At 65.7% G+C, this 26000-nt stretch carries 19 protein-coding genes and 1 tRNA gene; 13 read left to right on the forward strand and 7 right to left on the reverse strand.

Features of this window, described 5'->3' with window-relative positions; all coding sequences use genetic code 11:
- Positions 1-198 precede the first annotated feature (198 nt).
- The 10 genes from JANGC3_RS0116010 (at position 199) to JANGC3_RS0116055 (ending at position 14802) form a co-directional block, all read left to right on the forward strand.
- Positions 199-4479, forward strand: a complete 4281-nt coding sequence (locus JANGC3_RS0116010; RefSeq protein ID WP_157406677.1) for a PAS domain S-box protein — start codon at positions 199-201, stop codon at positions 4477-4479.
- Between the two features lie 65 nt (positions 4480-4544).
- Positions 4545-4988: a response regulator gene (locus JANGC3_RS29455; protein WP_232429715.1), complete on the forward strand. Its 444-nt coding sequence runs from the start codon at positions 4545-4547 to the stop codon at positions 4986-4988.
- A complete protein-coding gene (locus JANGC3_RS29460) occupies positions 4985-5398 on the forward strand; it encodes a response regulator (protein WP_017877507.1) in 414 nt (137 codons plus the stop codon). The genes JANGC3_RS29455 and JANGC3_RS29460 overlap by 4 nt, the downstream gene beginning before the upstream one ends.
- A 268-nt stretch (positions 5399-5666) precedes the next feature.
- Positions 5667-5993 carry a thioredoxin TrxA gene (gene trxA / locus JANGC3_RS0116025; RefSeq protein ID WP_017877508.1) on the forward strand — a complete coding sequence of 109 codons (327 nt, stop codon included), beginning with the start codon at positions 5667-5669 and terminating at the stop codon, positions 5991-5993.
- A gap of 138 nt (positions 5994-6131) precedes the next feature.
- Complete coding sequence (rho, locus tag JANGC3_RS0116030; RefSeq protein WP_035787757.1) at positions 6132-7394, forward strand: transcription termination factor Rho; 1263 nt, start codon at positions 6132-6134, stop codon at positions 7392-7394.
- Positions 7395-7611: 217 nt separating this feature from the next.
- Positions 7612-7881: a type B 50S ribosomal protein L31 gene (locus JANGC3_RS0116035; protein ID WP_017877510.1), complete on the forward strand. Its 270-nt coding sequence runs from the start codon at positions 7612-7614 to the stop codon at positions 7879-7881.
- 90 nt (positions 7882-7971) lie between these two features.
- The gene (locus JANGC3_RS0116040) at positions 7972-9696 is read left to right on the forward strand and encodes an ArnT family glycosyltransferase (RefSeq protein WP_017877511.1); all 1725 of its coding nucleotides are present in this window, start codon (positions 7972-7974) and stop codon (positions 9694-9696) included.
- Positions 9697-9843: 147 nt separating this feature from the next.
- Positions 9844-10785, forward strand: coding sequence for a choice-of-anchor A family protein (locus JANGC3_RS0116045; RefSeq protein ID WP_017877512.1), 942 nt, complete (start codon positions 9844-9846; stop codon positions 10783-10785).
- A gap of 371 nt (positions 10786-11156) precedes the next feature.
- Positions 11157-13103 (forward strand): AAA family ATPase, encoded by a 1947-nt coding sequence (locus tag JANGC3_RS0116050; RefSeq protein WP_017877513.1) that lies wholly within the window; start codon positions 11157-11159, stop codon positions 13101-13103.
- A 91-nt stretch (positions 13104-13194) separates the two neighbouring features.
- Entirely contained in the window at positions 13195-14802 is a 1608-nt protein-coding gene (locus JANGC3_RS0116055; RefSeq protein ID WP_026133056.1) for an alkaline phosphatase D family protein, read from the forward strand.
- 46 nt (positions 14803-14848) lie between these two features.
- On the opposite strand, the gene JANGC3_RS0116060 is transcribed toward JANGC3_RS0116055, so the two are convergent.
- The 3 genes from JANGC3_RS0116060 to JANGC3_RS0116070 all read right to left on the reverse strand — a co-directional run bounded on the left by JANGC3_RS0116060 (position 14849) and on the right by JANGC3_RS0116070 (position 19627).
- Entirely contained in the window at positions 14849-16525 is a 1677-nt protein-coding gene (locus JANGC3_RS0116060) for an AMP-binding protein (RefSeq protein ID WP_026133057.1), read from the reverse strand.
- A gap of 114 nt (positions 16526-16639) precedes the next feature.
- The gene (locus JANGC3_RS33840; RefSeq protein ID WP_081611883.1) at positions 16640-17245 is read right to left on the reverse strand and encodes a PEP-CTERM sorting domain-containing protein; all 606 of its coding nucleotides are present in this window, start codon (positions 17243-17245) and stop codon (positions 16640-16642) included.
- A 420-nt stretch (positions 17246-17665) separates the two neighbouring features.
- Positions 17666-19627 (reverse strand): APC family permease, encoded by a 1962-nt coding sequence (locus tag JANGC3_RS0116070; RefSeq protein WP_017877517.1) that lies wholly within the window; start codon positions 19625-19627, stop codon positions 17666-17668.
- 148 nt (positions 19628-19775) lie between these two features.
- Here JANGC3_RS0116070 and JANGC3_RS0116075 point away from each other — a divergent pair.
- Positions 19776-19862: transfer RNA gene (locus JANGC3_RS0116075), tRNA-Leu, on the forward strand.
- A 164-nt stretch (positions 19863-20026) separates the two neighbouring features.
- On the opposite strand, the gene JANGC3_RS0116080 is transcribed toward JANGC3_RS0116075, so the two are convergent.
- On the reverse strand, positions 20027-21043 hold the full coding sequence (locus JANGC3_RS0116080; protein WP_081611884.1) for a LysR family transcriptional regulator: 1017 nt from the start codon (positions 21041-21043) through the stop codon (positions 20027-20029).
- A 41-nt stretch (positions 21044-21084) separates the two neighbouring features.
- Between JANGC3_RS0116080 and JANGC3_RS0116085 the strand changes: the two genes are divergently transcribed.
- Positions 21085-21702 (forward strand): FMN-dependent NADH-azoreductase, encoded by a 618-nt coding sequence (locus JANGC3_RS0116085; protein WP_017877519.1) that lies wholly within the window; start codon positions 21085-21087, stop codon positions 21700-21702.
- A 26-nt stretch (positions 21703-21728) separates the two neighbouring features.
- Here JANGC3_RS0116085 and JANGC3_RS0116090 read toward each other — a convergent pair whose 3' ends face one another.
- Together JANGC3_RS0116090 and JANGC3_RS0116095 are read right to left on the reverse strand one after the other, a co-directional pair.
- The gene (locus JANGC3_RS0116090) at positions 21729-22019 is read right to left on the reverse strand and encodes a helix-turn-helix domain-containing protein (RefSeq protein WP_017877520.1); all 291 of its coding nucleotides are present in this window, start codon (positions 22017-22019) and stop codon (positions 21729-21731) included.
- Positions 22020-23312, reverse strand: coding sequence for a type II toxin-antitoxin system HipA family toxin (locus JANGC3_RS0116095; RefSeq protein WP_017877521.1), 1293 nt, complete (start codon positions 23310-23312; stop codon positions 22020-22022).
- A 219-nt stretch (positions 23313-23531) separates the two neighbouring features.
- Between JANGC3_RS0116095 and JANGC3_RS0116100 the strand changes: the two genes are divergently transcribed.
- Positions 23532-24437 carry a hypothetical protein gene (locus tag JANGC3_RS0116100; RefSeq protein ID WP_157406679.1) on the forward strand — a complete coding sequence of 302 codons (906 nt, stop codon included), beginning with the start codon at positions 23532-23534 and terminating at the stop codon, positions 24435-24437.
- 20 nt (positions 24438-24457) lie between these two features.
- Here the strand turns inward: JANGC3_RS0116100 and JANGC3_RS0116105 are convergent, their stop codons facing one another.
- Positions 24458-25639: a GGDEF domain-containing protein gene (locus JANGC3_RS0116105; protein WP_017877523.1), complete on the reverse strand. Its 1182-nt coding sequence runs from the start codon at positions 25637-25639 to the stop codon at positions 24458-24460.
- Between the last annotated feature and the right edge of the window lie 361 nt (positions 25640-26000).

Consider the following 26000-nt stretch of genomic DNA (forward strand, 5'->3'; position numbering starts at 1 on the left):
GCGCCCGCCGCCGCGTTGCCGCCGGCGCGCCCTGAATTCTCACTAATTGTCACGATGTGCCCGCCAATTGAGCTATATCAACGGGAAACGTCGCGCATCGCCCGCGGCCGCGCCGGCGCGGCGAAAGTTAACCCTGCCGGTAAAAATTCGATGCTATAGTTGCTCGGGAAAAATCCCGCGCCGCCCCCAACCCCGCCCATGAAAGGGACGCACTTGCCGCACCGCCGCCCCCCGCCCCCCCGCCGCTCCACGGCCAGCCGCCGGCGGCGCCTGTCGCTGTGGGCGCTCGCCTGGGCGCTGCTGGCGGGCGCCGGCGCCGACGCGGCGGCGACGGAAAAGGTCACGCTGCAACTGCGCTGGCGCCACCAGTTCCAGTTCGCCGGCTACTACGCGGCGCAGGAACAGGGCTATTACCGCGACGCCGGCCTGGAGGTGACGCTGCGCGAGATGGAGCCGGGCGCCGACTTCTCCGCCGCCGTGCTCGACGGCAGCGCCCAGTACGGCGTCGGCAACAGCAGCGTGCTGCTCAAGCGCGCCGCCGGCCGGCCGCTGGTGGTGCTGGCGCAGGTGTTCCAGCACTCGGCGGCGGTGCTGGCGGTGCGCCACCTGGAAAACGGCCAGCCGCGGCGCGACTGGGCCGGCAGCCGCGTCATGCTGGGACCCGACAGCGAGGAGCTGCAAGCCTACCTGAAACAACAGGGCATCGCGCTCGACACGCTGCGCCTGGAGCGGCACAGCTATAACTACGACGACCTGATCGGCGGCAAGGTCGACGCCATCTCGGCCAACATCGCGCGCGCGCCCTACGTGCTCGAACGCGGCCACGTCGGCTACCAGCTGCTGGCGCCGCGCCAGGCCGGCATCGACTTCTACGGCGACAACCTGTATACCACCGAGAGCGAGCTGCGCGAGCATCCGGCGCGCGCCAGCGCGATGCGCGAGGCGACGCTGCGCGGCTGGACCTACGCGCTGGCGCACCAGGGCGAGATCGCCGACCTGATCCGCGCGCGCTACCCGAACAGCCCCCACCGCGAACACCTGCTGGCCGAGGCCCAGGCCACCGCCGCGCTGGTCGAGCAAAACGGCGCGCCGCTGGGCAGCGGCACGCCGGCGCGCTGGCGCGCCATCGCCGCCACCTACCACCGGCTCGGCCTGCTGCCGGCCGACTACCCGCTCGACGGCCTGCTCTACCAGCCGCGCGCGCGCTCGCTGCTACCGTATGGGGCGGCGGCCGCCGTCCTGCTGTTGGCGGCGGCGCTGTGGCGCGCGCAGCGCCTGGGCGCGCGCCTGCGCGCCAGCGAGGCGCGCCTGGCCGGCGCCGAGCTGCGCTCCGGCTTCGCGCTGGACGGCGCCGGCGAGGGCGTCTGGCACTGGCAGCGCGGCATGCGCGCGCTCGACCTGTCGGCGCGCTGCCACGAAATGCTCGGCTACCGCGACGGCGAGCTGGCGCTGGCGCCCGAGCAGTGGCAGGCCCAGGTGCATCCGGACGACCGCCTGCGCGTCGAGCGCGAATTCGGCGCCGGCCTGGCCGCGCCGGCCGGCGCCCGCGCCCGCCTTGCGTGCGAGCTGCGCCTGCGCCGGCGCGACGGCGGCTGGACCTGGGTGCTGGCGCGCGCCACCGTGACCGAGCGCGACGGCGAGGGCCGGGCGCTGCGCGCCGGCGGCACGCTGGTCGACATCAACGCCCGCAAGGCCGAGGAGGAGGAGCGCGTCCGCGCCATCCTCGAGGCGGCGCCCGAGGCCATGCTGCTGGCCGACGCCACCGGGCGCATCCGCTACGCCAACCAGATCGGCGCGCGCTGCTTCGCCTACCCGGTCGAGCAGTTGCTCGGCCTGTCGCTGGAACAACTGGTGCCCGACACCATGCGCGGCCCGCCCGGCCAGCGCGAGCTGTTCGCCCGCCCCAGCATGCCGGGCCGGGTGCTGACGGCGCGCCGGCGCGACGGCAGCCAGTTCCCGGCCAAGGTCAACCTGACGCCGCTGCGCATGGCCGGCCAGGACTTTTCCATCGTCGCGCTGCGCGACATGACCCAGCGCCAGCGCGCCGAGGAGGCGCTGCACGCCAGCAGCGAGCGCTACCGCCTGATCGTGCAAACCGCCGCCGAGGGCATCTGGATGACCGACGCGGCCGGCAAGACCAGCTTCGCCAACCCGAAGATGGCGCGCATGCTCGGCTACACGGTGCAGGAGATGCAGGGCCGGGCGATGCACGAGTTCATGGACCGCGACGGCCACGTCCAGCTCGAACAGCACCTGCAGCGGCGCCACGCCGGCCAGCCCGAGCAGGGCGACTTCCGCTTTTTCCGCAAGGACCGCTCCAGCCTGTGGGGCCTGCTGTCGACGACGCCGATCGCCGCCGAAAACGGCGAGCACGGCGGCACCCTGGCGATGATCACCGACATCACCGAGCGGCGCCTGGCCGCGGTGGCGCTGCGCCATTCGAACCAGCGCATGGCCTCGGTGTTCGAGGCCGTCACCAACGGCCTGGTGGTGCAGGACAGCGCCGGGCGCATCCTCGAGAGCAACGCGGCGGCGGCGCGCCTGCTGCCGCCGGCCGACGCCAACCGGCTGTGGCCGGCCGTGCGCGAGGACGGCAGCGCCTTCGACCAGGCCAGCCACCCGGTCCACATCGCCCTGTCGAGCGGCGCGGCGGTGCGCGACGTGGTGATGGGCGTGCAGCAGGCCGACGGCAGCCTGTGCTGGCTGTCGGTGAACACCGAGGCCATCGCCGACGAGCACGGCAAGGTCGGCATGGTGGTCTCCAGCCTGACCGACATCACCGACCACAAGCGCGCCGAGCAGACGCTGCGCGAACTCAACGAAACGCTCGAGGAGCGCGTTGCCCAGCGCACCGAGCAGCTCGACCAGGCCAAGCAGGTGGCCGAGGAGGCCAGCCAGGCCAAGGGCCAGTTCCTGGCCAATATGAGCCACGAGATCCGCACGCCGATGAACGGCGTCATCGGCATGGCCTACCTGGCGTTGAAGACCGAGCTGGAGCCGCGCCAGCGCGACTACCTGGAAAAGATCCGCTTCGCCGGCGAGCACCTGCTGGGCATCATCGACGACATCCTCGACATCTCGAAGATCGAGGCCGGCAAGCTGGAGATCGAACGGGTCGACTTCAGCCTCGACCATGTGATGCAGACGCTGACGACGGTGGTCGCGCCCAAGGCCGCCGGCAAGAACCTGACGCTGGTGTTCGAGCGCGACCCGCGCCTGCCGCGCATGCTGCGCGGCGACCCGCTGCGGCTGAACCAGGTGTTGATCAACTACGCCAACAACGCCATCAAGTTCAGCGAACAGGGCGCCATCACGGTGAAGGTGGCGCTGGTGGTGGCCGACGCCAGCGACTGCCTGGTGCGCTTCGAGGTGCGCGACCACGGCATCGGCCTGTCGGAGCACGAGATGGGCAAGCTGTTCCAGTCGTTCCAGCAAGCCGACACCTCGACCACCCGCGAATACGGCGGCACCGGCCTGGGCCTGGCGATCTGCAAGCAACTGGCCCAGTTGATGGGCGGCGACGTCGGCGTCGACAGCCGCCCCGGCGAAGGCAGCACCTTCTGGTTCACCGCGCGCCTGGGCGTGTCGACGTCGACGGTGCCGACGGTGGTCGACCACGTCAAGCAGGCCGCCGCGGCGATGCTGGCCAGCGCCAACAGCGCCGCCGTCATGGCCGCGCTCAAGCACGCGCGCATCCTGCTGGTCGAGGACAACACCTTCAACCAGCAGATCGCGCTGGAGATGCTGGAGGAGGCCGGCGCCTCGGTGTGCCTGGCCAACAACGGCGTCGAGGCGCTCGACCTGCTGCGCCAGGCCGAATTCGACTGCGTGCTGATGGACGTGCAAATGCCGCTGATGGACGGCCTGGAGGCGACCCGGCGCATCCGCGCCGACCCGGCCACGGCCGGCATGCGCGTGCTGGCGATGACGGCCACCGCCACCAGCGAGGACCGGGTGCGCTGCGTCGAGGCCGGCATGGACGACTTCATCTCCAAGCCGATCCAGCCCGGCATGATGTACCAGACCATCGCCAACTGGCTGCCCGAGCGCGAGCCGGCGGCGCCGGCGCCGGCGCGGCCGGCGCGGGCGCCGGCGTTCAAGACCACGCTGGCCGGCGACCCGCGGGTGATCGACCTGTCGATCCTCGCCAAGCTGCTCGGCTACAATCCGCAAAAGGTGCGCAAGTTCGCCTTCAAGTTCCTGCAGACCACGCAGGAGGGCTTCGCCGACATGGAGGCGGCGCTGGCGCGCGGCGACGTGCAGCAGGTGCGCGAGCTGGGCCACCGCATCAAATCGTCGGCGCGCACCGTCGGCGCGCTCGGCCTGGCCGACTTGTGCCAGAATCTGGAAACGCTGCCGCTGCAGGAACCCGCGCGCGAGGCCGAGCAGGCCGCCCTGCTGGTGGCGCGCCTGTGGCCGCTGCTGGAACTGGTCACCGAACAAATCATGACCAACACCAGTTTCGCCAACGACGACTGAAGCGCGGCCAACAAGCACCGGCAACAAGAATAATCCATACCCATAATCACCACGACGAGGTAGCCATGAACGACACCCGCCCGCCCCCCGCCGCGCCCGCGCCCATGCGCGTGCTGCTGCTCGACGACGACGCCTTCATGCTCGAGGTCCTGGCCGAGATGCTGGACCAACTGGGCGAATTCGACGTCGTCGCCGCGGCGCACGCGGCGGCGGCGCTGGCGGCGCTGCGGCTGCACCGGCCGCGCCTGCTGATCTGCGACCTGTCGCTGCCGGAAATGGACGGCATCGAATTCCTGCGCCTGGCCGCCGAGGCCGGCTTCGACGGCGGCGTGGTGCTGCTGTCGGGCATGCACGTGGCGGTGCGCAAGGCCGCCGAGCGCCTGGCCGAGGCCCACGGCCTGCGCCTGCTGGGCGCCTACAAAAAGCCGATGGAGCGCACCGACCTGCTGCACATGGTTGCGCTGCAACAACGAGCCGACCTGGCCGCCGGCCGAACGGTGCCGGCGTGAGCGGCGCCGCGGGCCCGGGCGCGGCGCTGGCGCGCCTGCGCGTGCTGCTGGTCGACGACGACGCGCTGATGCTCGACATCGTCGGCGAGCAGTTGCGCCAGCTCGGCGTCGTCGAAATCGCCACGGCGGCCGACGGCGCCGGCGCCATCGCCGCCTTCGACCAAGCCGGCGCCAAGCCGGACCTGGTGGTGGCCGACCTGCAGATGCCCGGCGTCGACGGCTTCCAGCTACTGACCGGCCTGGCCGAGCGGCGCTACGACGGCGGCGTGATCCTGCTGTCGGGCCAGGAGGACCGGGTCTTGAACTCGGCCAGCCTGATGGCCCAGTTCCACCAGTTGCGCGTGCTGGCGGCGCTGCCGAAGCCGCCGGCGCCGGAGGCGCTGGCGCGCGCCATCGGCCAGCTCGGCTGAGGCGGCCGCCGGCGCCGGGCTTGCGCCAGCGCAAGCCCGGCGATAATTTTCCGCAATAGTCTCCACATTTTTGAAAAATGGGTTATTATTTCAGCCATCCCCGCCCGCACACCCTCTGGCCGCACCTTCCAATAACATTGAATTTGCGCACGATGCCCCCACCTGCCGGATGTACCCAGGAAGCGTGGACGGCGAAACCAGACAGAAAATGGCTTAATCTCCAGGCATTATTCATAATTGTTGATCCCACACCTCGATTGAGGAAAATATGAGCGAAAATATCAAACACATCACCGATGCATCCTTCGAAGCCGACGTCCTGAAGGCCGACCGCCCCGTGCTGGTCGACTTCTGGGCCGAGTGGTGCGGTCCCTGCAAGGCCATCGCGCCTATCCTGGAAGAAGTGGCGAAGGAATACGACGGTAAAATCCTGATCGCGAAAATGGACGTCGACGCCAACCAGGCGATTCCGGCCAAACACGGCATCCGTGGCATTCCGACCCTGATTTTGTTCAAGAACGGTGTGGCTGCGGCGCAAAAAGTGGGCGCGATGGCAAAAGGCCAATTGACCTCTTTCATCGACAGCAATATTTAAGTATCATTGGCGGCGTTGCGCCCGCAACGCCGCCTGACTGGCCGGGAACCGGGCCCACCAAGTTCGCCCCCTAATTGACCAACACCACGCAGCTCCCTCCCCTACCTTTACTTCCCGTCTCGGGACACTCAACACACTATGCACTTATCTGAACTAAAGGCCCTACACGTATCCGCCCTCCTGGAGATGGCGATCGGTCTTGATATCGACAACGCGGCCCGCCTGCGCAAACAGGAACTGATGTTTGCCATTTTGAAGAAGCGCGCGAAATCAGGAGAACAGATTTTCGGCGACGGCGCCCTGGAAGTGCTGCCGGACGGCTTCGGCTTCCTGCGCTCGCCCGACGCCAGCTACATGGCCTCGACCGACGACATCTACATTTCGCCGTCGCAGATCCGCCGCTTCAACCTGCACACCGGCGACTCGATCGAGGGCGAAGTGCGCACCCCGAAAGACGGCGAACGCTATTTCGCGCTGGTCAAGGTCGACAAGGTCAACGGCGAATCGCCGGAAATGTCGAAGCACCGCATCCTGTTTGAAAACTTGACGCCGCTGCACCCGAACGAGCCGCTGCGCCTGGAACGCGAAATGAACGGCCAGGAAAACATCACCGGCCGCATCATCGACTTGATCGCGCCGATCGGCAAGGGCCAGCGCGGCCTGCTGGTGGCCTCGCCGAAGTCCGGCAAGTCGGTGATCCTGCAACACATCGCCCACGCCATCACCGCCAACCACCCCGACATCACGCTGATCGTGCTGCTGATCGACGAGCGCCCGGAGGAAGTGACGGAGATGCAGCGTTCGGTGCGCGGCGAAGTGGTCGCCTCGACCTTCGACGAGCCTGCCACGCGCCACGTGCAGGTGGCCGAGATGGTGCTGGAAAAAGCCAAGCGCCTGGTCGAAATGAAAAAGGACGTGGTCATCCTGCTGGACTCGATCACCCGCCTGGCGCGCGCCTACAACACCGTGATCCCGGCGTCGGGCAAGGTCTTGACCGGCGGCGTCGACGCCAACGCGCTGCAGCGCCCGAAACGCTTCTTCGGCGCCGCCCGCAACATCGAGGAAGGCGGCTCGCTGACCATCATCGCCACCGCGCTGATCGAAACCGGCTCGCGCATGGACGACGTGATTTTCGAGGAATTCAAGGGTACCGGCAACATGGAGGTGCACCTGGAGCGCCGCCTGGCCGAGAAGCGCGTCTACCCGGCGATCAACCTGAACAAATCGGGCACCCGCCGCGAAGAGTTGCTGATCAAGCCGGACCAGCTGCAAAAGATCTGGATCCTGCGCAAATTGCTGTACTCGATGGACGAGATCGAAGCGATGGAATTCATCCTCGACAAGATGAAGGCGACCAAGAACAACGCCGAATTCTTCGACATGATGCGCCGCGGCGGCTAAGCAACACCGGCCGGCACACCGGGGACAGACCACGATTTCCCGGCAAGATTGCCGGAAAATCGTGGTCTGTCCCCGTTTTTTACATTTGCCAGCACGGCGGCGGCGCTGTATAATCTGCGGTTGCATTATTTAACCCCCGGCAAGTGATCGGCAATCGGGTCAAGAAGTACGGCGACCGACGAAGTGCTGTTTGGCTACCAAACTATTAGAGGTACACATGAAAGTCGATACACATCCAAATTACCGCGAAGTTGTCTTCCACGACCTGTCGTGCGATTTCAAATTCGTCACCCGTTCGACCATCCAGACCCGCGAAATGATCACCCACGAAGGTAAAGAATACCCTCTGGTGAAAATCGAGGTGTCGGCTGAATCGCACCCGTTCTTTACCGGCAAGCACAAGATCGTCGACACCGCTGGCCGCGTCGAGAAGTTCCGTCAGAAATTCGGTACCGTGGGTTCGAAAACCCAAGTCGCAGCAGGCTAAGTCTTTGCCGCTTTGCGCAAAAAAAGGCAGCTGCGGCTGCCTTTTTTCGTTGATACTCCGTCTACCCCTTTTTTTGCGCGCCCTTGAACGATGAAGCCAGTCCGCCTTCCCGCCGCCGCCACCCTCGCGCTGCCACGTTGGGCCTTGTTCGCGCTCGGCTTGCTGTACATCCTGCCCGGCCTGATCGGACGCGAACCGTGGAAAAACGACGACGCCGCCAGCTTCGGCGTCATGTGGACGATGGCCCACGGCGGCCTGCAGGACTGGTTGTGGCCCAACATCGCCGGCTTGCCGGCGCCCGAGGAAGGCCCGCTGACGTTCTGGCTGGGCGCGCTGTGCATCAAACTGTTCGGCTGGCTGGTCGGCGACGTCTTCGGCGCCCGCCTGGCCACCATCGGCATCTTCGGCGGCGGCGTGCTGTCGCTGTGGTACACCGCCTTCAACCTGGGCCGGCGCCCCGACGCCCAGCCGTTGCGCCTGGCCTTCGGCGGCCAGCCCGAGCCGGACGACTTCGGCCGCACCCTGGCCGACGCCGCCGTGCTGATCTACCTGGGCTGCCTGGGCCTGCTCAACCACAGCCACCAGAACACCGCCGAAACGCTGCAAGTGACGCTGCTGGCCTACCTGCTGTACCGGGCCGTGCGCTACGTCGAACTGCCGTCGCTGCGCAACGCCGCCCTGGTCGGCCTGGCGCTGGGCGGCCTGACGCTGGCGCGCGGCTGGGTCACGCCGCTGGCGCTGACGGCGGCGCTGTTCCTGTGCACCCGCTTCCTGCGCCTGCCGGCCTTGCGCGTGCTGCGCGACCTGGCCGCGGCGCTGGCGGTGGCGCTGCTGGTCACCCTGCTCTGGCTGCTGCCGGCCGAGCTGCTGCAACCGTTCGGCGGCTCGCCGCTGGCGCCGTGGCTGGCCTGGAACCAGGCCCAGCTCGGCGCGCCCGGCCTGGCCGGACTGCAATTTTTCTGCCGCGTCGGCATGTGGTTTTTCTGGCCGGCGTGGCCGTTCGCGGCCTGGGCCGTCTACGCCTGGCGCCGCCAGCACCACGTGCTGCACGTGGTGGTACCGGTCAGCTTCGTCAGCATGCTGGCGCTGTTGGCCTTGTGCCACCCGAACCCGGACCAAAGCCAGTTGCTGCCGCTGCTGCCGCCGCTGGCGGTGATGGCCGCGTTCGGCCTGCTGACCATGAAGCGCGGCGCCATCAACGCCATCGACTGGTTCTCGGTGATGGTGCTGACCACCTGCGCCGCCGTGTTCTGGCTGTTCTGGTTCGCCAAGCTAACCGGCTGGCCGGCGCAACTGTCGAAGAACGTCCTCAAGCTGGTGCCCGGCTTCACGCCGGAACTGGAGTTGGTGGCCTTCTTCGTGGCCGCCGGCGCCACCGCCGGCTGGATCGCGCTGGTGCACTGGCGCATCTCGCGCCAGCCCGCCGTGCTGTGGCGCGCCGTGGTGCTGTCGTCCGGCGGCCTGATCCTGCTGTGGGTGCTGATCATGACGCTGTTCCTGCCCGAGCTGAACTACAGCAAGAGCTACGCCAGCGTCGCCCGCCAGATCGCGCAAAAGCTGCCGCCGGCGCCCAACTGCATCGACACCAACGTCGGCCCGGCGCAGCGCGCCTCGTTCGCCTACTATGCGCACCTGCCGTTCGCCGGCATGCAAGGCGGCCATTGCGACGTGCTGCTGCTACAGGACAGCACCAAGCTGCGCGACGACAAGGAAATCGCGCCCCAGTTCCGCGGCAAGCAATGGGTCAAGGTGTGGGAGGGCCGTCGCCCGTCCGACAACTCCGAGCGCTTCCGGCTATACCACCGGGCCGACTAGCCGCTTCCTCCATATCGCCTCATTCCTATACCGCCTATTGTTATTAACTAGAAATATTAGTTGGTTTTTGGATATAATACGCGGTCTTGTTTCCGGCGCCCCCACCTTATGCCGCCTGAACCCATCAACGCTAATGTGAGTACGCCCATGCCATCGATTTCCTTCGCAGTACGTCTTATCCCGGCCGCCGCGGCCGCCCTGTTTTGCGCCGGCGCCGCCGGCGCCGCCCCGCTCGGCATCGACCTGGGCCCGGCCAACGGCTATTCGGCCTTCATCTTCGGCCAGGTCGGCAACAGCGCCAACAGCGGTTTCCGCGACGTCGAAGGCCGCCTGGCGGCCGGCGGCGATGTATTCCTCAGCGGCTTCTCGGTCGGCCAGAAAAGCCCGGCCGGCGCGCCCGTGCTGGTCGCCGGCGGCAACCTGAAGATTGGCACCGGCAACATCGCCAACGGCGGCGCCGTCTACGGCAACAAACTGACGACGAAGCAATGGTTCGCCCCGGGCACTTTCGTCAAAGGCGCGCCGATCGACTTCGCCGCCGCCAAGACCCAGTTGAGCACCCTGTCGAACAGCGTCGCCCAGCTCAAGTCGACCGGCACCGTGGTCATTGAAAACAGCGGCTACACCCTGGTCGGCGACAAGAACGCCGACGTCAACGTGTTCAACATCGACTCCTCGTCGCTGCAAAACCTGACGCTGGACATCTCCTCGCTGAAGAGCACCGCGCACATCATCATCAACGACAGCGCCACCAGCATCAAGCTGTCGGGCGGCTACGCCAGCTTCAGCGCCTTCGGCGAGCGCACCCTGTTCAACTTCTCGGCCGCCACCAGCGCCAGCCTGACCACCTACGCCTGGGGCAGCATTCTGGCGCCGCTGGCGCAGTTCTCCGGCAGCGGCCACCTGGAAGGCAGCCTGGTCGCCGACTCCGTCATGGCCATCGGCCAGGGCCATTCCAGCGTCGAAATCGGCGCGCTCGGCTTCAAGGGCGTCAGCGTCTCGGCCGTGCCGGAACCGGCAAGCTATGCGATGCTGCTGGCCGGCCTGGGCCTGATGGGCTTGGTGCTGCGCCGCCGCAAGGCGGCCTGAGCGTGCGCCACGGCCGCCGTGGCGAGATGATCGAGAACGACCCGGCCGCGCCAGCGCCCGGGTCGTTTTAATATGTACAACAGTGGCGCGCCGCACAGCTTGTCGAAGCAACTACACTAGGCAAGCACGGCTGTTGCGCGACCAAATTTTTTATGCGCCAGCTCAACACAAAGCGCCCACATAGCGCTATAGTCGGCATATTACGCATTGCCGTACGGCATTGAAATCTTGGCGAAGTGGTATCGGCGGCTTGCGCTGCCTTGCCCGCCGCCTGCGCCCCGCCCCGCGCATCTCGTCCGACTATTGCGTCACACAAGCGTCCGCACCCCGCCGCGCCGTCCGCCAGACCATTGCCACTGTTGAGTATTGCTATGCCCACATTCTATAAACTCCAGCTCGCCTTGAAGAACACCTACGTCCGCCTGATGCTCGGCGTGCTCGCCGCCCTCGGCATCGGCCTGGCCACCTATTTCGGCGGCGACGTCGAGCAGGTGGCCATCCCGCTGGTGCGCTCGCAAAACATTGCCGAAATCACCGCGCTGGCCGGCCAGCGCGCGCGCCTGGAATACCTGCTGGTGGCCAAGCCGTTGTCGGAGGCGCCGCGCTATATCTTCAAGTTCAAGGACACCGCGCAACTGCACGTGGTGAAGGTGCCGAGCACCTCGCACCTGAGCCTGGAGCGCGAAATCCTGCTGCGCAACGGCATTCCGTACGCCATCGCCAAGGACGATTTCCTGGCCTCGCACAAGGCCGTGCTGCAAGACGACGCCGACGCCGGCCCGGTGGCGGCCTCGGCCGCCTTTCTGAAGCGCCACGCCTTCGACATCACCGTCGTCGCGTTGCTGCTGTTCGCGCTCAAGTTCGGCATCCCCGGCATGGGCATGAGCACCACCGTCATCACGCCCGACCAGCTCAAGGGCAGCATGGACGACTTGATCGGCATGGACGACATCAAGCAGGAGGTGCTGCACCTGGAGGACATGATCCGCCACCGCAGCGTGTACCGCTCGCACAACATCGACAAGCCCTTCAACGTCATGCTGACGGGGCCGGCCGGCACCGGCAAGACCAAGCTGGCCGGCTACCTGGCCAAGAAGCTGAACCTGCCGCTGATCCAGGCGTCCGGCTCGGCGCTGGAATCGGGCTACATCGGTGGCGGCTCGAAGGCCCTCAACGCGCTGTACCGCAAGGCCTGCGCGCGCGGCAACTGCATCATCTTCCTCGACGAGGCGCAAACGCTGTTCATGCCGCGCGGGCGCGGCGAGAAGAAATGGGAGGACGACACCGCCAATACCCTGCTCGGCCTGCTCGACGGCGTCAAGAGCGACCAAGGCAGCGGCGTGATCTGGGTGGTGGCGTCGAACTTCGACGACGCCTCCAGCCAGATGGACGAGGCGATGCTGCGGCGCTTTTCGGTGAAGATCAATTTCCGCCTGCCGAACAAGGCCGAGCGCGCCGAACTGCTGCGCAGCTTCCTCGGGCGCAAGCAGGAAGGCTGCGTGGCCTGGGACCGGCTCGACCTGAACCAGGTGGCCGACATCACCGCCAACCTCAGCCCGGCGCTGCTGGAGTCGGTGGTCGACCGCGCCAGCATGATCGCGATCCAGGACAAGGCCGTGATCGACACCGACTTGATGTTCCGCGCCTTCGAGCGCTCGACCATCGGCCTGACCGACCGCGCCACCACGGCCGAGAAGGCGCTGCAGCGCGAACGCATCGCGCTGCACGAGCTGGGCCACTTCTTCATGCAGATCGACCCCTATTTGCGCCAGGGCTTGAGCTTGGCCGAGGTGAAGGAAAAGTCGCACCTGCTGAAGATCAGCACCGAGTCGGTCTCCAAGCTGAACGCGCTGGGCTACGTGCTGTCGGCCGGCGACGACCTGTCGCTGCGCACGCTCGAGGAGATGGAGCGCGACGTCATCCAGCTGTACGGCGGGGTCGCCGCCGAGGAGCTGTTCTACGGCGCCCGCGGCATCTCGGTGGGCAGCCAGAACGACATCCAGAAGGCCACCGCGATGCTCGACATGATGGTCAACCGGCTGTCGATGTACTCGCGCTCGAAGATCGACTACAGCCAGTTCAAGCAGGACGGCAACGGCGAGCACACGCTGCGCCAGGTCGAGGCCAAGGCGGACGAGCTGTACAGTTACACGCTGGGGGCCATCGGCGACTACAAGGCCGTCATCGCCTCGCTGAAAACCGAGTTGCTGGAGCGCTACGTGCTGTCCAAGGACGCCATCTTCGCGCTGCTGGAGGAACGCATGGAAATCGACATGCCGGGCGGCTTCACCGCGCTGGCGCTGGCCGAGGCGGCGTAAGGCCCGGCCGCCCGGGCGCACCGCGGGCGGATTCATGGCGCTGTCATAATCGCCCCCTACACTCGTGGACAATTCCACCACGAGGCTAGCCATGACATCATCCATCTCACGCCGCCGCTTCCTGTCGCAGGGCGGCATGCTGGCCGGCGCTTCGGCGCTGGGCGGCGCGCTGCTGCTGCCCGGCTGCGGCGGCTCCGGCGCCGCGCCGGCCGTGCTGCCCAGTGAAGCCGAACGGCCCAAGCTGCCCTCCGGCATCCAGTTCGGCGACGTCACCGGCGAGCGCGCCGTGATCTGGAGCCGCAGCGACCGCAACGCCCAAATGATCGTCGAATACGACACCACCGAACGCTTCGCCAACGCCAGCCGCATCGTCGGCCCGACCGCCAGCGAGGCCAGCGACTTCACCACCCGCGTCGACCTGAGCGGCCTGCCGGCCGGGCAAACCGTCTTCGTGCGGGTGCGCTACGTCGACCCGGACAACGGCCGCATCGAAAGCGAAACCGTGTCCGGCCAGTTCCGCACGCCCCCCGCCGCCGACGGCAAGCGGCCGCTGCGCTTCCACTGGAGCGGCGACACCGCCGGCCAGGGCTGGGGCATCAACAGCGAGTTCGGCGGCGTCAAGATGTACGAGGCGATGCGCCGGCGCGATCCGGATTTTTTCATCCACAACGGCGACACGATCTACGCCGACGGCCCGATCCAGGCCCGCACGCCGGCCGAGGACGGGCGCATCTGGACCAGCCTGGTCACCGAGGAGGTCAGCAAGGTGGCCGAGACGCTGAAGGAATACCGCGGCCGCCACGCCTACAACACGCTGGACCTGAACTTCCGCAAGTTCGCCGCCCAGGTGCCGCAAATCTGGCAGTGGGACGACCATGAAGTGACCAACAACTACAGCGGCTCGAAGGACTTGTCGGCGGACCCGCGCTACACCGAGAAGAACGTCGCGACGCTGGCCGCGCGCGGGCGCCGCGCCTTCCTCGAATACGCGCCGATGCGCTACTACAAACAGGCCGAACCGCAGCGCATCTACCGCAGCCTGTCGTACGGCCCGCTGCTCGACGTGTTCGTGCTCGACATGCGCAGCTACCGCGGCCCGAACAGCGCCAACCTGCAAAGCGTCGACAACGCCGACAGCGCCTTCCTCGGCACGGCGCAGGTGGACTGGCTGATCGCCGAACTGGCGGCGTCGAAGGCGACCTGGAAAGTAGTGGCGGCCGACATGCCGATCGGCCTGCAGGTGGGCGACGGCAAGGACGCCCAGGGCAACGCGCGCTGGGAGGGCAGCGCCAACGGCGACCACGGCGCGCCGTCGGGGCGCGAACTGGAAATGGCCCGTCTGCTCAAGGGCGTCAAGGCGGTCAAGAACGTCGTCTGGATCACCACCGACGTGCACTACTGCGCCGCGCACTACTACGACCCGGCCAAGGCGCAGTTCAGCGACTTCGCGCCGTTCTGGGAATTCGTCGCCGGCCCGATGAACGCCGGCTCCTTCGGCCCGGGCAAGCTCGACAAAACCTTCGGCCCGACCGAGGTGTTCGCCCGCTCCCCGGTGCTACAGAACTCGTCGCCGTTCGCCGGCTTCCAGTTCTTCGGCGAAGTGAGCATCGAGCCGCAGACCAAGGCCATGACGGTGGAACTGCTGGACCTGAACGGCGTGTCGCAATTCGCCCAGACCATCCCCGCCGCTGGCGTGTGAGCCGAATGGCGTGAAGTCAGGCCGCTTCGGCGTTTGCCGGCGGCGTTCAGCCGCCCAGTCCCAGCTCGCCCGCCACCTGCTGGCGCAGGATGAACTTCTGTATCTTGCCCGTCACCGTCATCGGAAACGCCTCGACGAAGCGGACATAGCGCGGCACCTTGTAGTAGGCGATCTGGCCGTCGCAAAAGGCGCGGATCTCCTCGGCGTCGGCCCGCGCGCCGGGGCGCAGGATGATGCAGGCGCACAGCTCCTCGCCGTACTTCGGGTCCGGCACGCCGACGCACTGCACGTCCAGCACCTTCGGATGGCGGTACAAAAACTCCTCGACCTCGCGCGGATAGATGTTTTCGCCGCCGCGTATCACCATGTCCTTGGAACGCCCGACGATGCTGCAAAAGCCGTCGGCGTCGATCACCGCCAGGTCGCCGGTGTGCATCCAGCGCGCCGCGTCGATCGCCTCGCCGGTCTTCTCCGGGTCGCCCCAGTACCCCCGCATCACCGAATAGCCGCGCGTGAGCAACTCGCCCTTTTCGCCGCGCGGCACGATGCGCCCCCCGGCGTCGACGATCTTCACCTCCAGGTGCGGATGGACCCGGCCGATGGTCGACACGCGCAGCGCCAGCGGGTCGTCGACCGAGCTTTGGAAGCTGACCGGCGCGGTCTCCGTCATGCCGTAGGCGATGGTGATGTCGGCCATGTGCATCAGTTTGACCACGCGCGTCATCACCTCGATCGGGCACGGCGAGCCGGCCATGATGCCGGTGCGCAGGCTCGACAGGTCGAACTCGCCGAACGCCGGATGGTCGAGGATGGCGATGAACATCGTCGGCACGCCGTGCAAGGCGGTGCAGCGCTCGGCCTGCACGGTGTCCAGCACCGCCCTGGCGTCGAAACCCTCGCCCGGATACACCATCGCCGCGCCGTGCGTGACGCAGGCCAGGTTGCCCAGCACCATGCCGAAGCAATGGTAGAGCGGCACCGGAATGCACAGCCGGTCGACTTCGGTCAGGCGCATCGCCTCGCCGATGAAAAAACCGTTGTTCAGGATATTGTGGTGGGTCAGCGTGGCGCCCTTGGGCGCGCCGGTGGTGCCGGAGGTGAACTGGATGTTGACGGCGTCGTCGAACTGCAGGGTGGCGGCGACCTCGGCGAGGCGCGCCAGATCGGCGGCGCCGGCCGCCTCGGCCACGGCGTCGAAATTATGCATGCCCGGCGTGTGTTGCGCGCCCAGCCGGATCACGTGGCGCAGGTGCGGCAGGCGCGGCGAGCGCAGATCGCCGGCGGCGCAATGGCGCAGTTCCGGCGCCACGTCTTGCAGGATCGCCAGGTAGTCGCTGGTCTTGAAGGCGGGCGCCAGGATCAAGGCGCTGCAGTGCACCTTGTCGAGCACGTATTCCAGCTCGGAACGGCGGTAGGACGGGTTGATATTGACCATGATCAAACCGGCCTTCGCCGTGGCGAACTGGGTCAGTACCCACTCGCTGCAATTTTGCGACCAGATGCCGACGCGCTCGCCCGGCTGCAAGCCCAGCTTCAACAAGCCGGCGGCCAGCCGCTCGACCCGCGCGTGGAAGTCGCGGTAGCTCCAGCGCACGCCCTGGTGCGGCACGACCAGCGCCTCGCGTTCGCCGTGCCGCAGGGCCACGGCGTCGAGGTAGGCGCCGATGGTGGCACCGATCAACGGCGTCTGGTGGGCGCCGTGTACATAACTAAGCTGTTGCATCCGATCTCCTTATGACGGCGGCGGGCGCGGCCTTTGCGGCCGCGCTGCGCGCTCTGATAGGGAAATCATAAGCTTTTTTGCTGACGCGGGGATTACGCCGCCACCCCTGCTTGCTTAGGCGCGACGTTTGCGCGCGACGAAACCGAGCAGTCCCAAGCCGGCGAGCAGCATCGCGTAGGTGCCTGGCTCAGGCACGGCGGACAGGGTGAGGTCGCGGATCACGACGTGGCCATTGATGTGGCGGTTGAAATAATCAGGAAGATCGGAATTGCCGGCGCCCTTGGAGTGGAACAGATTTACGTTTGTGTATGCAAAGTCGGTTTGCGAATTTTCCGAATAGATACTGCGGTAGTAGCCGGAGCAATGCGCACAGTCGGTAAAGGCGGAAAATTTAAGCAGCGAGTCGCTGTTGGGATTGGCCTTGAATTCCGACAGGTTAAAGGTCATCCATTCATACGACACCCGAAAATTACCATCGAGGTAGCCGCGTGGGCCGTCGAAAGCGGCGTAAGTGAAATTCCACGTCTCGTCAGCGCTCAGGAAGCCGTCGCTGTCGAAATCGATACCGTTGAAAGTGCCGGTAAAGTAGGAGCTATCCGCTTGCTGCTGGCTGAACGAAAATTTGTGCACGGTGAAATCGTCTGCGGCGCTGGCGGGCAAAGCGAAGGGTGCGGCGAGAGCGGCCGCCGCAGCGAAGGTGCCCAAAAATCCTAGTTCCATATGAAACCTTTCAATTGATTTATATAAAAAGACACTTCCGCAGCACAAGAGCGTGGGAATTGATTTCCTAACATCAATAGTATGGCACAGACAATATTACTTATATAATACTTAGCGGGAAAAAAAACAAAAAAAACAACAATAGAAAGAGTCGTTTTCGCGCCGGGCCGGCGCGCGCATCTGGGAACCGCGGCTAGACACAGGCGTTGCCACGGGAGGGGCAGAAGCCGACGCAGGGGGCGAGGCCTACCGTGGCGGGGGAGAGAGAAAGAATATACTGTTACGCAGGCTTCACGACATTGACTGAAAAATTCCTTGAGTTGGCACAACAACCGATCTCCTGCCTGCAGCAGGATGTTGCGCCAGCGCGCGGCCGCGGCCCGGGGAGCGGCGCGGTCGCTATTGCCGGCGTGCCGGCGCCTACACCTTCATCGGCAGAATCACCATCTGCAAACCCTCCAGATGCAGGCGCCGCTGCACCGCCAGCGCGGCCTGGTTGTGCAGCAGGCGCGTGAACCAGTTGTCGGTGGCGAAAATGAGCTTGCTGGTGAAGAAGATCGCGTTCGGGAAGTCCTCGCTGATGTCCTCGCACAGCCGCGTCACCTCGTCGACGGCGTCGGTGCCGAAGCCGATGTAGGAGGCCGACGCCATGCCGTGGCTGTGGCAAAAATCGACGAAGAATTCGAGCGTCTTGGCCGCCTCGCTGCGCATCTGCTCGAGCGCGCCCTCGCCGCCGTAGGCGTGCGAATCGACCGTCCTGGCGTTGACGAAGATGAAGTTCTTGAAATGGCCGGGGAACATGCGCTGCACCCACAACAGCGCGTGCAGACCGCCGCCGCGCGAGGTGCCGACGATGAACACGGCGGTCTGGTGGTCCGGGTCCGGCTCGATCGGCTCGACGCCCGGCCCGAACGGCTGGGCGGCGAAAACCTCGTCGACCGAATGGATGGCGCGCTTGGTCTGGCCGTAGTGCTTGCGAATGACAATGCACAGCGCGGCGATGGCGGCGATGATGACGGCGGTAGCCCAGCCGCCCTCGGCGAAGCGCTCGAACACCAGGATCACCAGGATGCCGGCGCAGATGACGAAGCCAACCAGCGACAGCAGCAGGCGGCGCAGCCAGTGCGTGCCCTCCTTGCGGTTGCGCATCCAATACAGGCACAGGCCGAACAGCGAGATGGCGAAGGTCAGGAACACCGAAATCGAATACAGCACCACCAGCAGCGTCACGCTGCCGGCGGTCCAGAACAGGATCGCCAGCGCGGCCAGGCCCATCACCAGGATGCCGTTCTGCGTCACCAGCCGGGTCGACAGGTAGCGGAACTTGTGCGGCACCCACGAATCGGCCGCCATGTTCGACAGCACCGACGGGCCGCCCAGGAAGCCGGTGTTGGCGGCCACGAACAGCAGGCCGGCCTCGAACGCCAGCACGATCACCAGCAGCACCTGGTTCACCAGCGGCCCGCCCAGGTCCATGCTGGCGATGATGCTCTTGAAGGTCGAGGCGTTGAGCGTCTCGCCCGGCGTCGGTTTGGCGTCCCACAGCAGGTACAGCAAGATAATGCCGCCGGCCGTGAACGCCAGCGACAGCGCCATGTACAGCATCGTCACCTTGCCGGTGCGCACGCGCGGCTCGGCCAGCAGGTTGACGTTGTTCGACACCGCCTCCAGGCCGGTATAGGTGCCGCCGCCCTGGGAATAGGCCAGCAGCAGCATGCCGGCCACGCCGGTCCAGCCGATGCTGCTGGCCAGCTCGGTGGTTTCAACCAGGGTGTTGGGAATCAGCTCGGGCAGGTGCGAGGCGTGCGCGACGATGCCGTAGACGATCAGGATCAGGTGGGTGGCGACGAAACCGAGGAAAATCGGCAGCAGGATCTGGATCGCCTCCTTCAGGCCGCGCAGGTTCATCACGATCAGCAAGCCGATGAAGAACACCTCGGCCCACAGCTTGTAGGGCTGGAAGCCGAGCGGCAGGAAGGAGGCCAGCGCGTCGACCCCGGAGGCGATCGAGATGGCGATCGTCAGCACGTAGTCGAGCACCAGCGCGCAGCCGGAGATCAGGCCCATGTAGGGGCCGACCAGCTTGGTGGCGACGCGGTAGCCGCCGCCGCCGGTGGGGAACAGCTCGATCACCTGGTTGTAGGCCAGCGCGATGATGAAGACGGTGACGGCGGTGGCGATGGCCATGTACAGGCCGAGGTGGGCGTGACCGCCCAGCGCCTTGAAGGTTTCCTCGGGGCCGTAGGCGGACGAGGACAGGCCGTCGGCGCCCAGGCCGACCCAGGCCAGGAAGGCAACCAGCGCCATCGAGTGGCGGGTTTCCACCTTCATCGGATCAAGCGCCTTGCCGAGAATGATTTCGCGGATTTTCTTGTTTTTCATGCGTCTGGGCGACCGGCAAAACCGGCGCAATGCTTAAGGTAGCCGAGATGATACGCCGATTCCCCGCGCATGGAATACTTGTTAAAGTATACAAATTTTGCGAAAACTTGCCGAATTACCGTAAATCAGTGATAATGCGTCTCGCGTTGCCGGGATGGCGGAATAGGTAGACGCACGGGACTCAAAATCCCGCGCTGGAAACAGCGTGCCGGTTCGATTCCGGCTCCCGGCACCACCAGACAAATCGAGAAGTACCGAAAAGCCATTAAATCCGATGTAATCAAGGGTTTAGTGGCTTTTTTCTCGCCTGTACATTTCATCATCCCCGGTACGCGGGAATCACAGACCATCTTACCCAACGCTTCCACCTCCCCGCCCGTCTGTTTTTGTAGCCGTAGCTCAGCCGGGCGTGGGCGGCGATAGTCGTTGCCTCAGGTCGTCAAGCAACCAGCGTCCCGCCCGCCCGAGTGCACGGCTGCGCTTGTGGGCCGCATAGATCGCCAGCCCTTCCTTGGGGCTTGAGTCCGCGTCGATCTGAAGCAACGTTAAGTCCCCCTTCGCAATCAAGCCGGCGACAAGATGTTCGGGCATACGGCACCAGCCGAAACCGGCGATGAGAAAGTCCAGGCGCCGGCCAAGGTCGACGAAGCGCCACAGTCTCGAACTCGACAGTCCGTAATTAGCGCCAGCGGGATCAACAGGGTCGGACAGTACCAGCTGAACGTGCCCTTCCAAATCGTCCGGCGCCACCGGACGCTCCAGCAAGGCGAGTGGATGTCCGGGCGCCACGACCGGCAGCATACGCACGCGTAGCAGCGGATAGGCGGTGACGTCGTCGGGAACGGCTGGAAGTAGCAGGCAGATGCCGATTGCCACCGAATCGCTGCGCAGGCGCCTCAGCGAACCGCCTAGCCCTTCGGTTGAAAAACTGACAGGCAGGCTGGGGAATGTTTCGCTCAGGGCGGACAAACTATCGATCAAGGGCGCCGTGGGAACCAAGGGGTCGATTGCAATGACGAGTTCCGGCTCCAAGCCGGAACGGGTACCCGTGGCCACCGCCTCGAAGCGGGCAGCGCTGGCAAGAACCAAGCGCGCTTGCTCAACAAGAACCCGTCCAGTCTCTGTCAAAGTCGGCCGATGGCCGCTTCGGTCAAACAGCAGGACACCCTGTGTTGCCTCAAGTATCGCGACCGCCTGGCTAATAGCCGACTGTACCCGATGCAGGCGGCGGCCGGCGGCGGAGAAGCTGCCGACATCGGCGATCGTCACCAGGACACGCAACTGGTCCAGTGTAAGGCTTCCAATCACGGCATGCTCCGCATTCAATGTACATCGATAAAAGTGATGGATCGTATCATATTTTAATCGCTGCCAAACATGGAGCTTCCCCGATATATTGGTGCCATGCAATCCCATTGTGCCTTTATCTGTAGTGTTCTTTCGGAAGGAAATTTTTCATGACTAAACTTTTGGTAATTGAAACCAGCCCGCGGGGCGACCACTCGATCTCCCGCAATATGACTCGTCGTTTCGTCGCGGATTGGCAGGCCAGCCACGTCGATGGCGAAGTCGTCGAACGCGACTTACTGAACACTGACTTGCCCTTCGTCACCGCAGCTTGGCTCGATGCCTATTTCACACCTGTGGATCGGCATTCGTCCGACATGAAAGACCAGTTGCGATTGTCGGACCAGCTCGTTGCGGAATTGCTCGCCGCCGACCACCTCGTCATTGCAACACCGGTCTACAACTACAACGTTCCCGCCGTACTCAAGGCGTGGGTCGACCACATTGTTCGAAAGGGATTAACGCTCGGCTTCGATGGACGCGGACTCTTAATCAATAAGAAGGCGACAGTATTAATAGCATCGGGAGGCGTGTATACCGAAGGCTCGCCAATCCGCGACCGCGACATCGCCAGCCAATATCTACGCCTCATCCTTGGTGTGATCGGCATTGTTGACGTGACGTTCATTGCAGGCGGCGGAGCCAAAACTGTTGATTTAGGCGAGGAAACCATGGCAGGCTTCGTGGCGAAGTTGGCTCCCGCCCTCGGACAAGCTGCGGCGAAGTAAACGCCAGGCGATAAAAAGCCGGCGCGTCAGCGCCGGCGCGGCTTGGCCGCGGCGCCCGGCGCCATGCCCATCGGCCGCAGCAGCTTTTCGGCGGTCGCCAGCGTCGGACTGGACTCTTCGCGCTCGATATCCTGCAAGGTCCGCGCCGACACGCCGCACAACTGCGCGTACTCCGCGATGGTGAAGCGCAGGGCCGTGCGGATCTTCCTGATCACCGCCGGAATCGGCAGGCTGGGATCGCTGGCGAGTTCGTCGGCCAATGCGCGGCGCGCCTGCAGCTCCTCGCTCGGCGAAAGCGGCTTGAAGCGTTTGTCCATCTAGATTTTCTCCAACTGCGACAGAACATTTTCAAGCGTCTTGTCCAACGGCCTTAGAAACTGTTCCTCTATCCCCAGCGCGCGCGCATCGGCAAAGAGCGTTGCCAGCGGCGCGGCGATCATCCGCACGCTGGCGGCCACGGCGGCGCGGTCCACCTGTGCCGCCGCGCAGGCCTGGTCGATGGCGCTGGCCCACACGGGCGAGCCGCCATCATCGGCTTGCCATCGAATCCGCCTGGCTATGCCATCGGGGTGCAACCACATCGGGGCAAAATCAAACAGCGGCGTCAGGGACACCTTGCCGTCGTGCCTGCGCCGGATGGCGGTGTTGCGGGCATGGTTGTCCTTGTTGCCCAGCGCGATGTTGGCGATGTCGCGTTTGAGATACTCGATCACCTCGCGCATCGGATCGGTCGCCGCTTCACCGAGTAGCCGGCACACCTCGTTGTGCGAAGGGGCCGCGCCGAATCCGCCGATGCCGCACAGCGAAGCGACGCTTTCCTGGGCGTAACGCATCACGCGCCCGCCCGCCACCTCCCGATCGAAGCGCGGGATGAACAAGGCGCGTTCGCGCAAGGCAAGGTCGGCATAGACATTCAGTCCCAACCCTTTCGCCAGACGCATGTACGGCGCCTCCAGACGCAGGATGTTGGCCAATGACTGGTCCGTACCTCGGCCAAACTTCACGATGAAGTGTTCTTGCGCCTGCTCGTCCGGGAGCGTGTGGTCGAGGTAGAGCAGACCGTCGCGCGCCCGTGTGAGGAGGATTTTTGGCCACTCGCCTTGAACGCCAGATGATCCCGCCAGGAATAAACCTTGTTGCGCCAGGTACTCGTTGAAATCGCCGGCCCTGGATGCCACCTCGCCCACGGTGAATCCACGGGGCGCGCCGCCACTGCGCGCGGCGACCCACTCGTGCGCCTCCTTGACCCTGACGTTGCCGATAGGGTTGCCGGCACCCGCGCACAGCAGCGACCAATCCGCGGCTGGCCCGACAGCCTCGCCTCTCCCCAGTTGCTTTAAGAGTTCAGCTCGCCCATAGCCTTGGGGCAGTAAGTCGATCAGGAAAGGCGGCCAAGTCTCGGCAGGATAGGTGCTCAAATCGACCGGGAGGTTCACCGACAGCGCCGCAGCGTCGGTTCTGCCCCAATACGCCATCGCGTGCTTGGGCAGGTAGATCAGATACGTGGCGGCATCCACCCCGCGCGCAGGGTCGCCGACCATGTCGAGCGCCGCGGCGTCGCGCCAGGCATCGTCGGTGAAGATCTGGAGTGTGCAGGTGGTGGCATCCATATACACAGGATACTAGCATTAATATCGGCTCATACCCGAATACTCATGATAGAAGAGTGCTTAAGTGCGGCCAACTGAGGGCGGCAATCATGCGATACATGACAAATTATCTGATTAATAATTCGTGCCCTCCACAGCCTGCATTAAACTCTACGACTATAGCCGACCCAGCATGCGTTTTGCGCGCTCCCCCACAACTTAAAATCAGGCACTCAATACATGCAGCAATCTCCCATTTATCATGTGCGCTCCGGGCGCGTCGGCCCGCTGGCTCCCTTGTACGTCCTCTTCGCCGGCGGAGCGGGCGTTGCCGCGTCGGCCGCGCTGTACGCCGTGGTCATCCATTACAACCCCTTCATCTATTTTTCGTTTCTGGCGACGCTGATCTTCGGCGCGCTGATCGGCATAGCCGCCAGTTCCGCCGCGCAGGCCGGGAAGTCGCGCTCGCTGCCCTTCAACCTGCTCGCAACGCTGGTGCTGGTGGCCTTCGGGCTGTGGGCGTCGTGGCTGCTCTGGATCGCCTTGACGCTGGATCGCGGCGGCGCGACCGCCAGCCAGCTGGCGCTGGCCGATGTCGCGCAATGGCAGGCCTTTTTCGACTGGCTGGCGGAGCACTACCGCACGTCCATCAGCCGTCACATGGGCGCGGGCACGCCGTCCGAGCCGGCGTCGGCGAACCAGATGCTCTGGCAATGGGGCCTGGAAGCCGCGCTGGTCGCGCTGGCGGCGCTGTTTAGCGCCTGGGTCGGCACCGGCACGCGCGTGTATTCGGAACGCTGCGGCGGATGGGCCGAGCAGGCGCTGAAACTCGAAGTGGATGGCCACGACACGGCCCCGGCAGCGTTGCGCGCGGCATTCGAACGCGGCGACTTCACGCAACTGGAGCAGCTCCTTGCCGTCGATGCCGGCGCGCCGCGCGAAACGGAGCGCTGGAAGAGCTTCGAGCTTGAACTGATTGCCGAAACGGCCGACCCGACCCTGCGCGTGCTGAACCTGGACGCCCTCGACAACCATCTCGATGCGAAGGGCAAGCTCAAGCAAAGCCGGCAGACCGTGGTTGAGCGACTGCTGCTGCCACCCGCGGTCTACGACGCGCTGATGCGGCGCCTGCGCCCGTCCACCTGAACGGAACCGACGCGGCTGCCTCAGGACGCGCTAGCTGGCTCCAGCTCTCGCCCCTGGGCGTCGAGCGTGCGCGCGCGGCCCAGCGCCTTCGCGCCGTACAGCGCGACGTCGGCGCGCCGCAGCATCGCCTCCAGCGTGTCGCCAGCGCCCACGCGCGTGGCGACGCCGGCGCTGTAACTCAGTTGGTGGCCCAGCTGGTCCTGCGCCGACGCGGCCAGCAGCGCGCGCAGGCGCTGGTCGAAGGACTGCGTGGCGGCGTGGTCGGCGCGGTTCATCAGCACGCAGAATTCCTCGCCGCCGTAGCGGCAGAGCACGTCGCCGGTGCGGCTGAGGGTTTGCAGCGCGACGGCGAAAAAGCGCAAGGCGCGGTCGCCGGCCTCGTGGCCGTGGCTGTCGTTGATCTGCTTGAAGTAATCGAGGTCGAGCATCAGCAGCACCAGCGGCTGGTCGTAGCGCACGCTGATGGCCAGGTCGAGCTTGGCCTGCACCAGCCAGGCGCGCCGGTTGAAGACGCCCGTCAGGCCGTCGAGCGTGGCCAGCAGTTGCAACCCGCGCGCCGCCTCGTCGCGGTGCGCCAGCAGGATGCCCGCCAGCGACAGCATGGAGGTGACGTTGGCCACCAGCCCGAAGGCGATGTTGACCGGGTGCAGGGTCAGGAAGGTCGGAAACTGGTCGGTAAAGAAGGCGCCCAGCACGCCGCGCCAGGCCGTCACGATGGTCTGCGCCAGCAGGGCGACGACCAGCAGCCAGCGCCAGCGGCCCACCGGCACCCGCGGCTTGCGCCACAGCGTCGCCGCCACCATCGCCATTTGCAGCGCCAGCAGGCCGTTGGCCCAGCCGACCCGGAACGCGTAGCTGGAAAAGCCGATGCCGTAGCCGAGCGTGAGCAGCACGGCGATGGCCGCCGGCGCCCGCGACGACGTGGTGCGCCCGCACCACAGGTCGAACGCGACGGCGTTCAGCGCCATGCCGCCGGCGATGCCGGCCATCGCCAGCGTCGACAGCGCGCGGTCGGCCCAGGAGCCGGCGTCGGTCAGCCCGGAACCCAGCAGTAGCGCCCAGCCGACCGCGCCGGCGAAGATGCCGGCCTGGGCCCGGCGCGCCGCCGTGTTGACCTCGCCCATCACCGACGGCAGGGCGACGGACATGACCAGCATGTTGAGCGTCAGGGCGAATAGCAGGGAGGCGATGTCGGTCGGCATGGGGGCGAATGGGGCGGGCTTGGGCGGCCGTCTTGCGGGCGCGTTTCGGACGGGCAGCGGGAGCGTTGTCTGCTACTGGCATGGGCCTCGGCCATGCCAGGTTCGACACCAGAACGGGAGTATAACGCAAGCGTAACGCGGCATTGACGTTTTGCCCGGGAGAATTTTACGTTGGATGTATGCCATGGATGTTGTTGCTGTGCCCATGCTCCCGGCGGCCGGAGCGAGCGCGTGGCAGGTCGGATGAGCGACGGCGTAAGCCTGCTCATCGCCGGCCGCCGGACAGGCAAAAAACGCCGCCGTGCACGGACCGAAACGGATCACACCGGCGACGCGAATCGGCGTACCATACTGTATATTT

Origin of the sequence: Janthinobacterium sp. CG3 (genome assembly GCF_000344615.1) — a bacterium.
Lineage (GTDB): Bacteria > Pseudomonadota > Gammaproteobacteria > Burkholderiales > Burkholderiaceae_D > Janthinobacterium.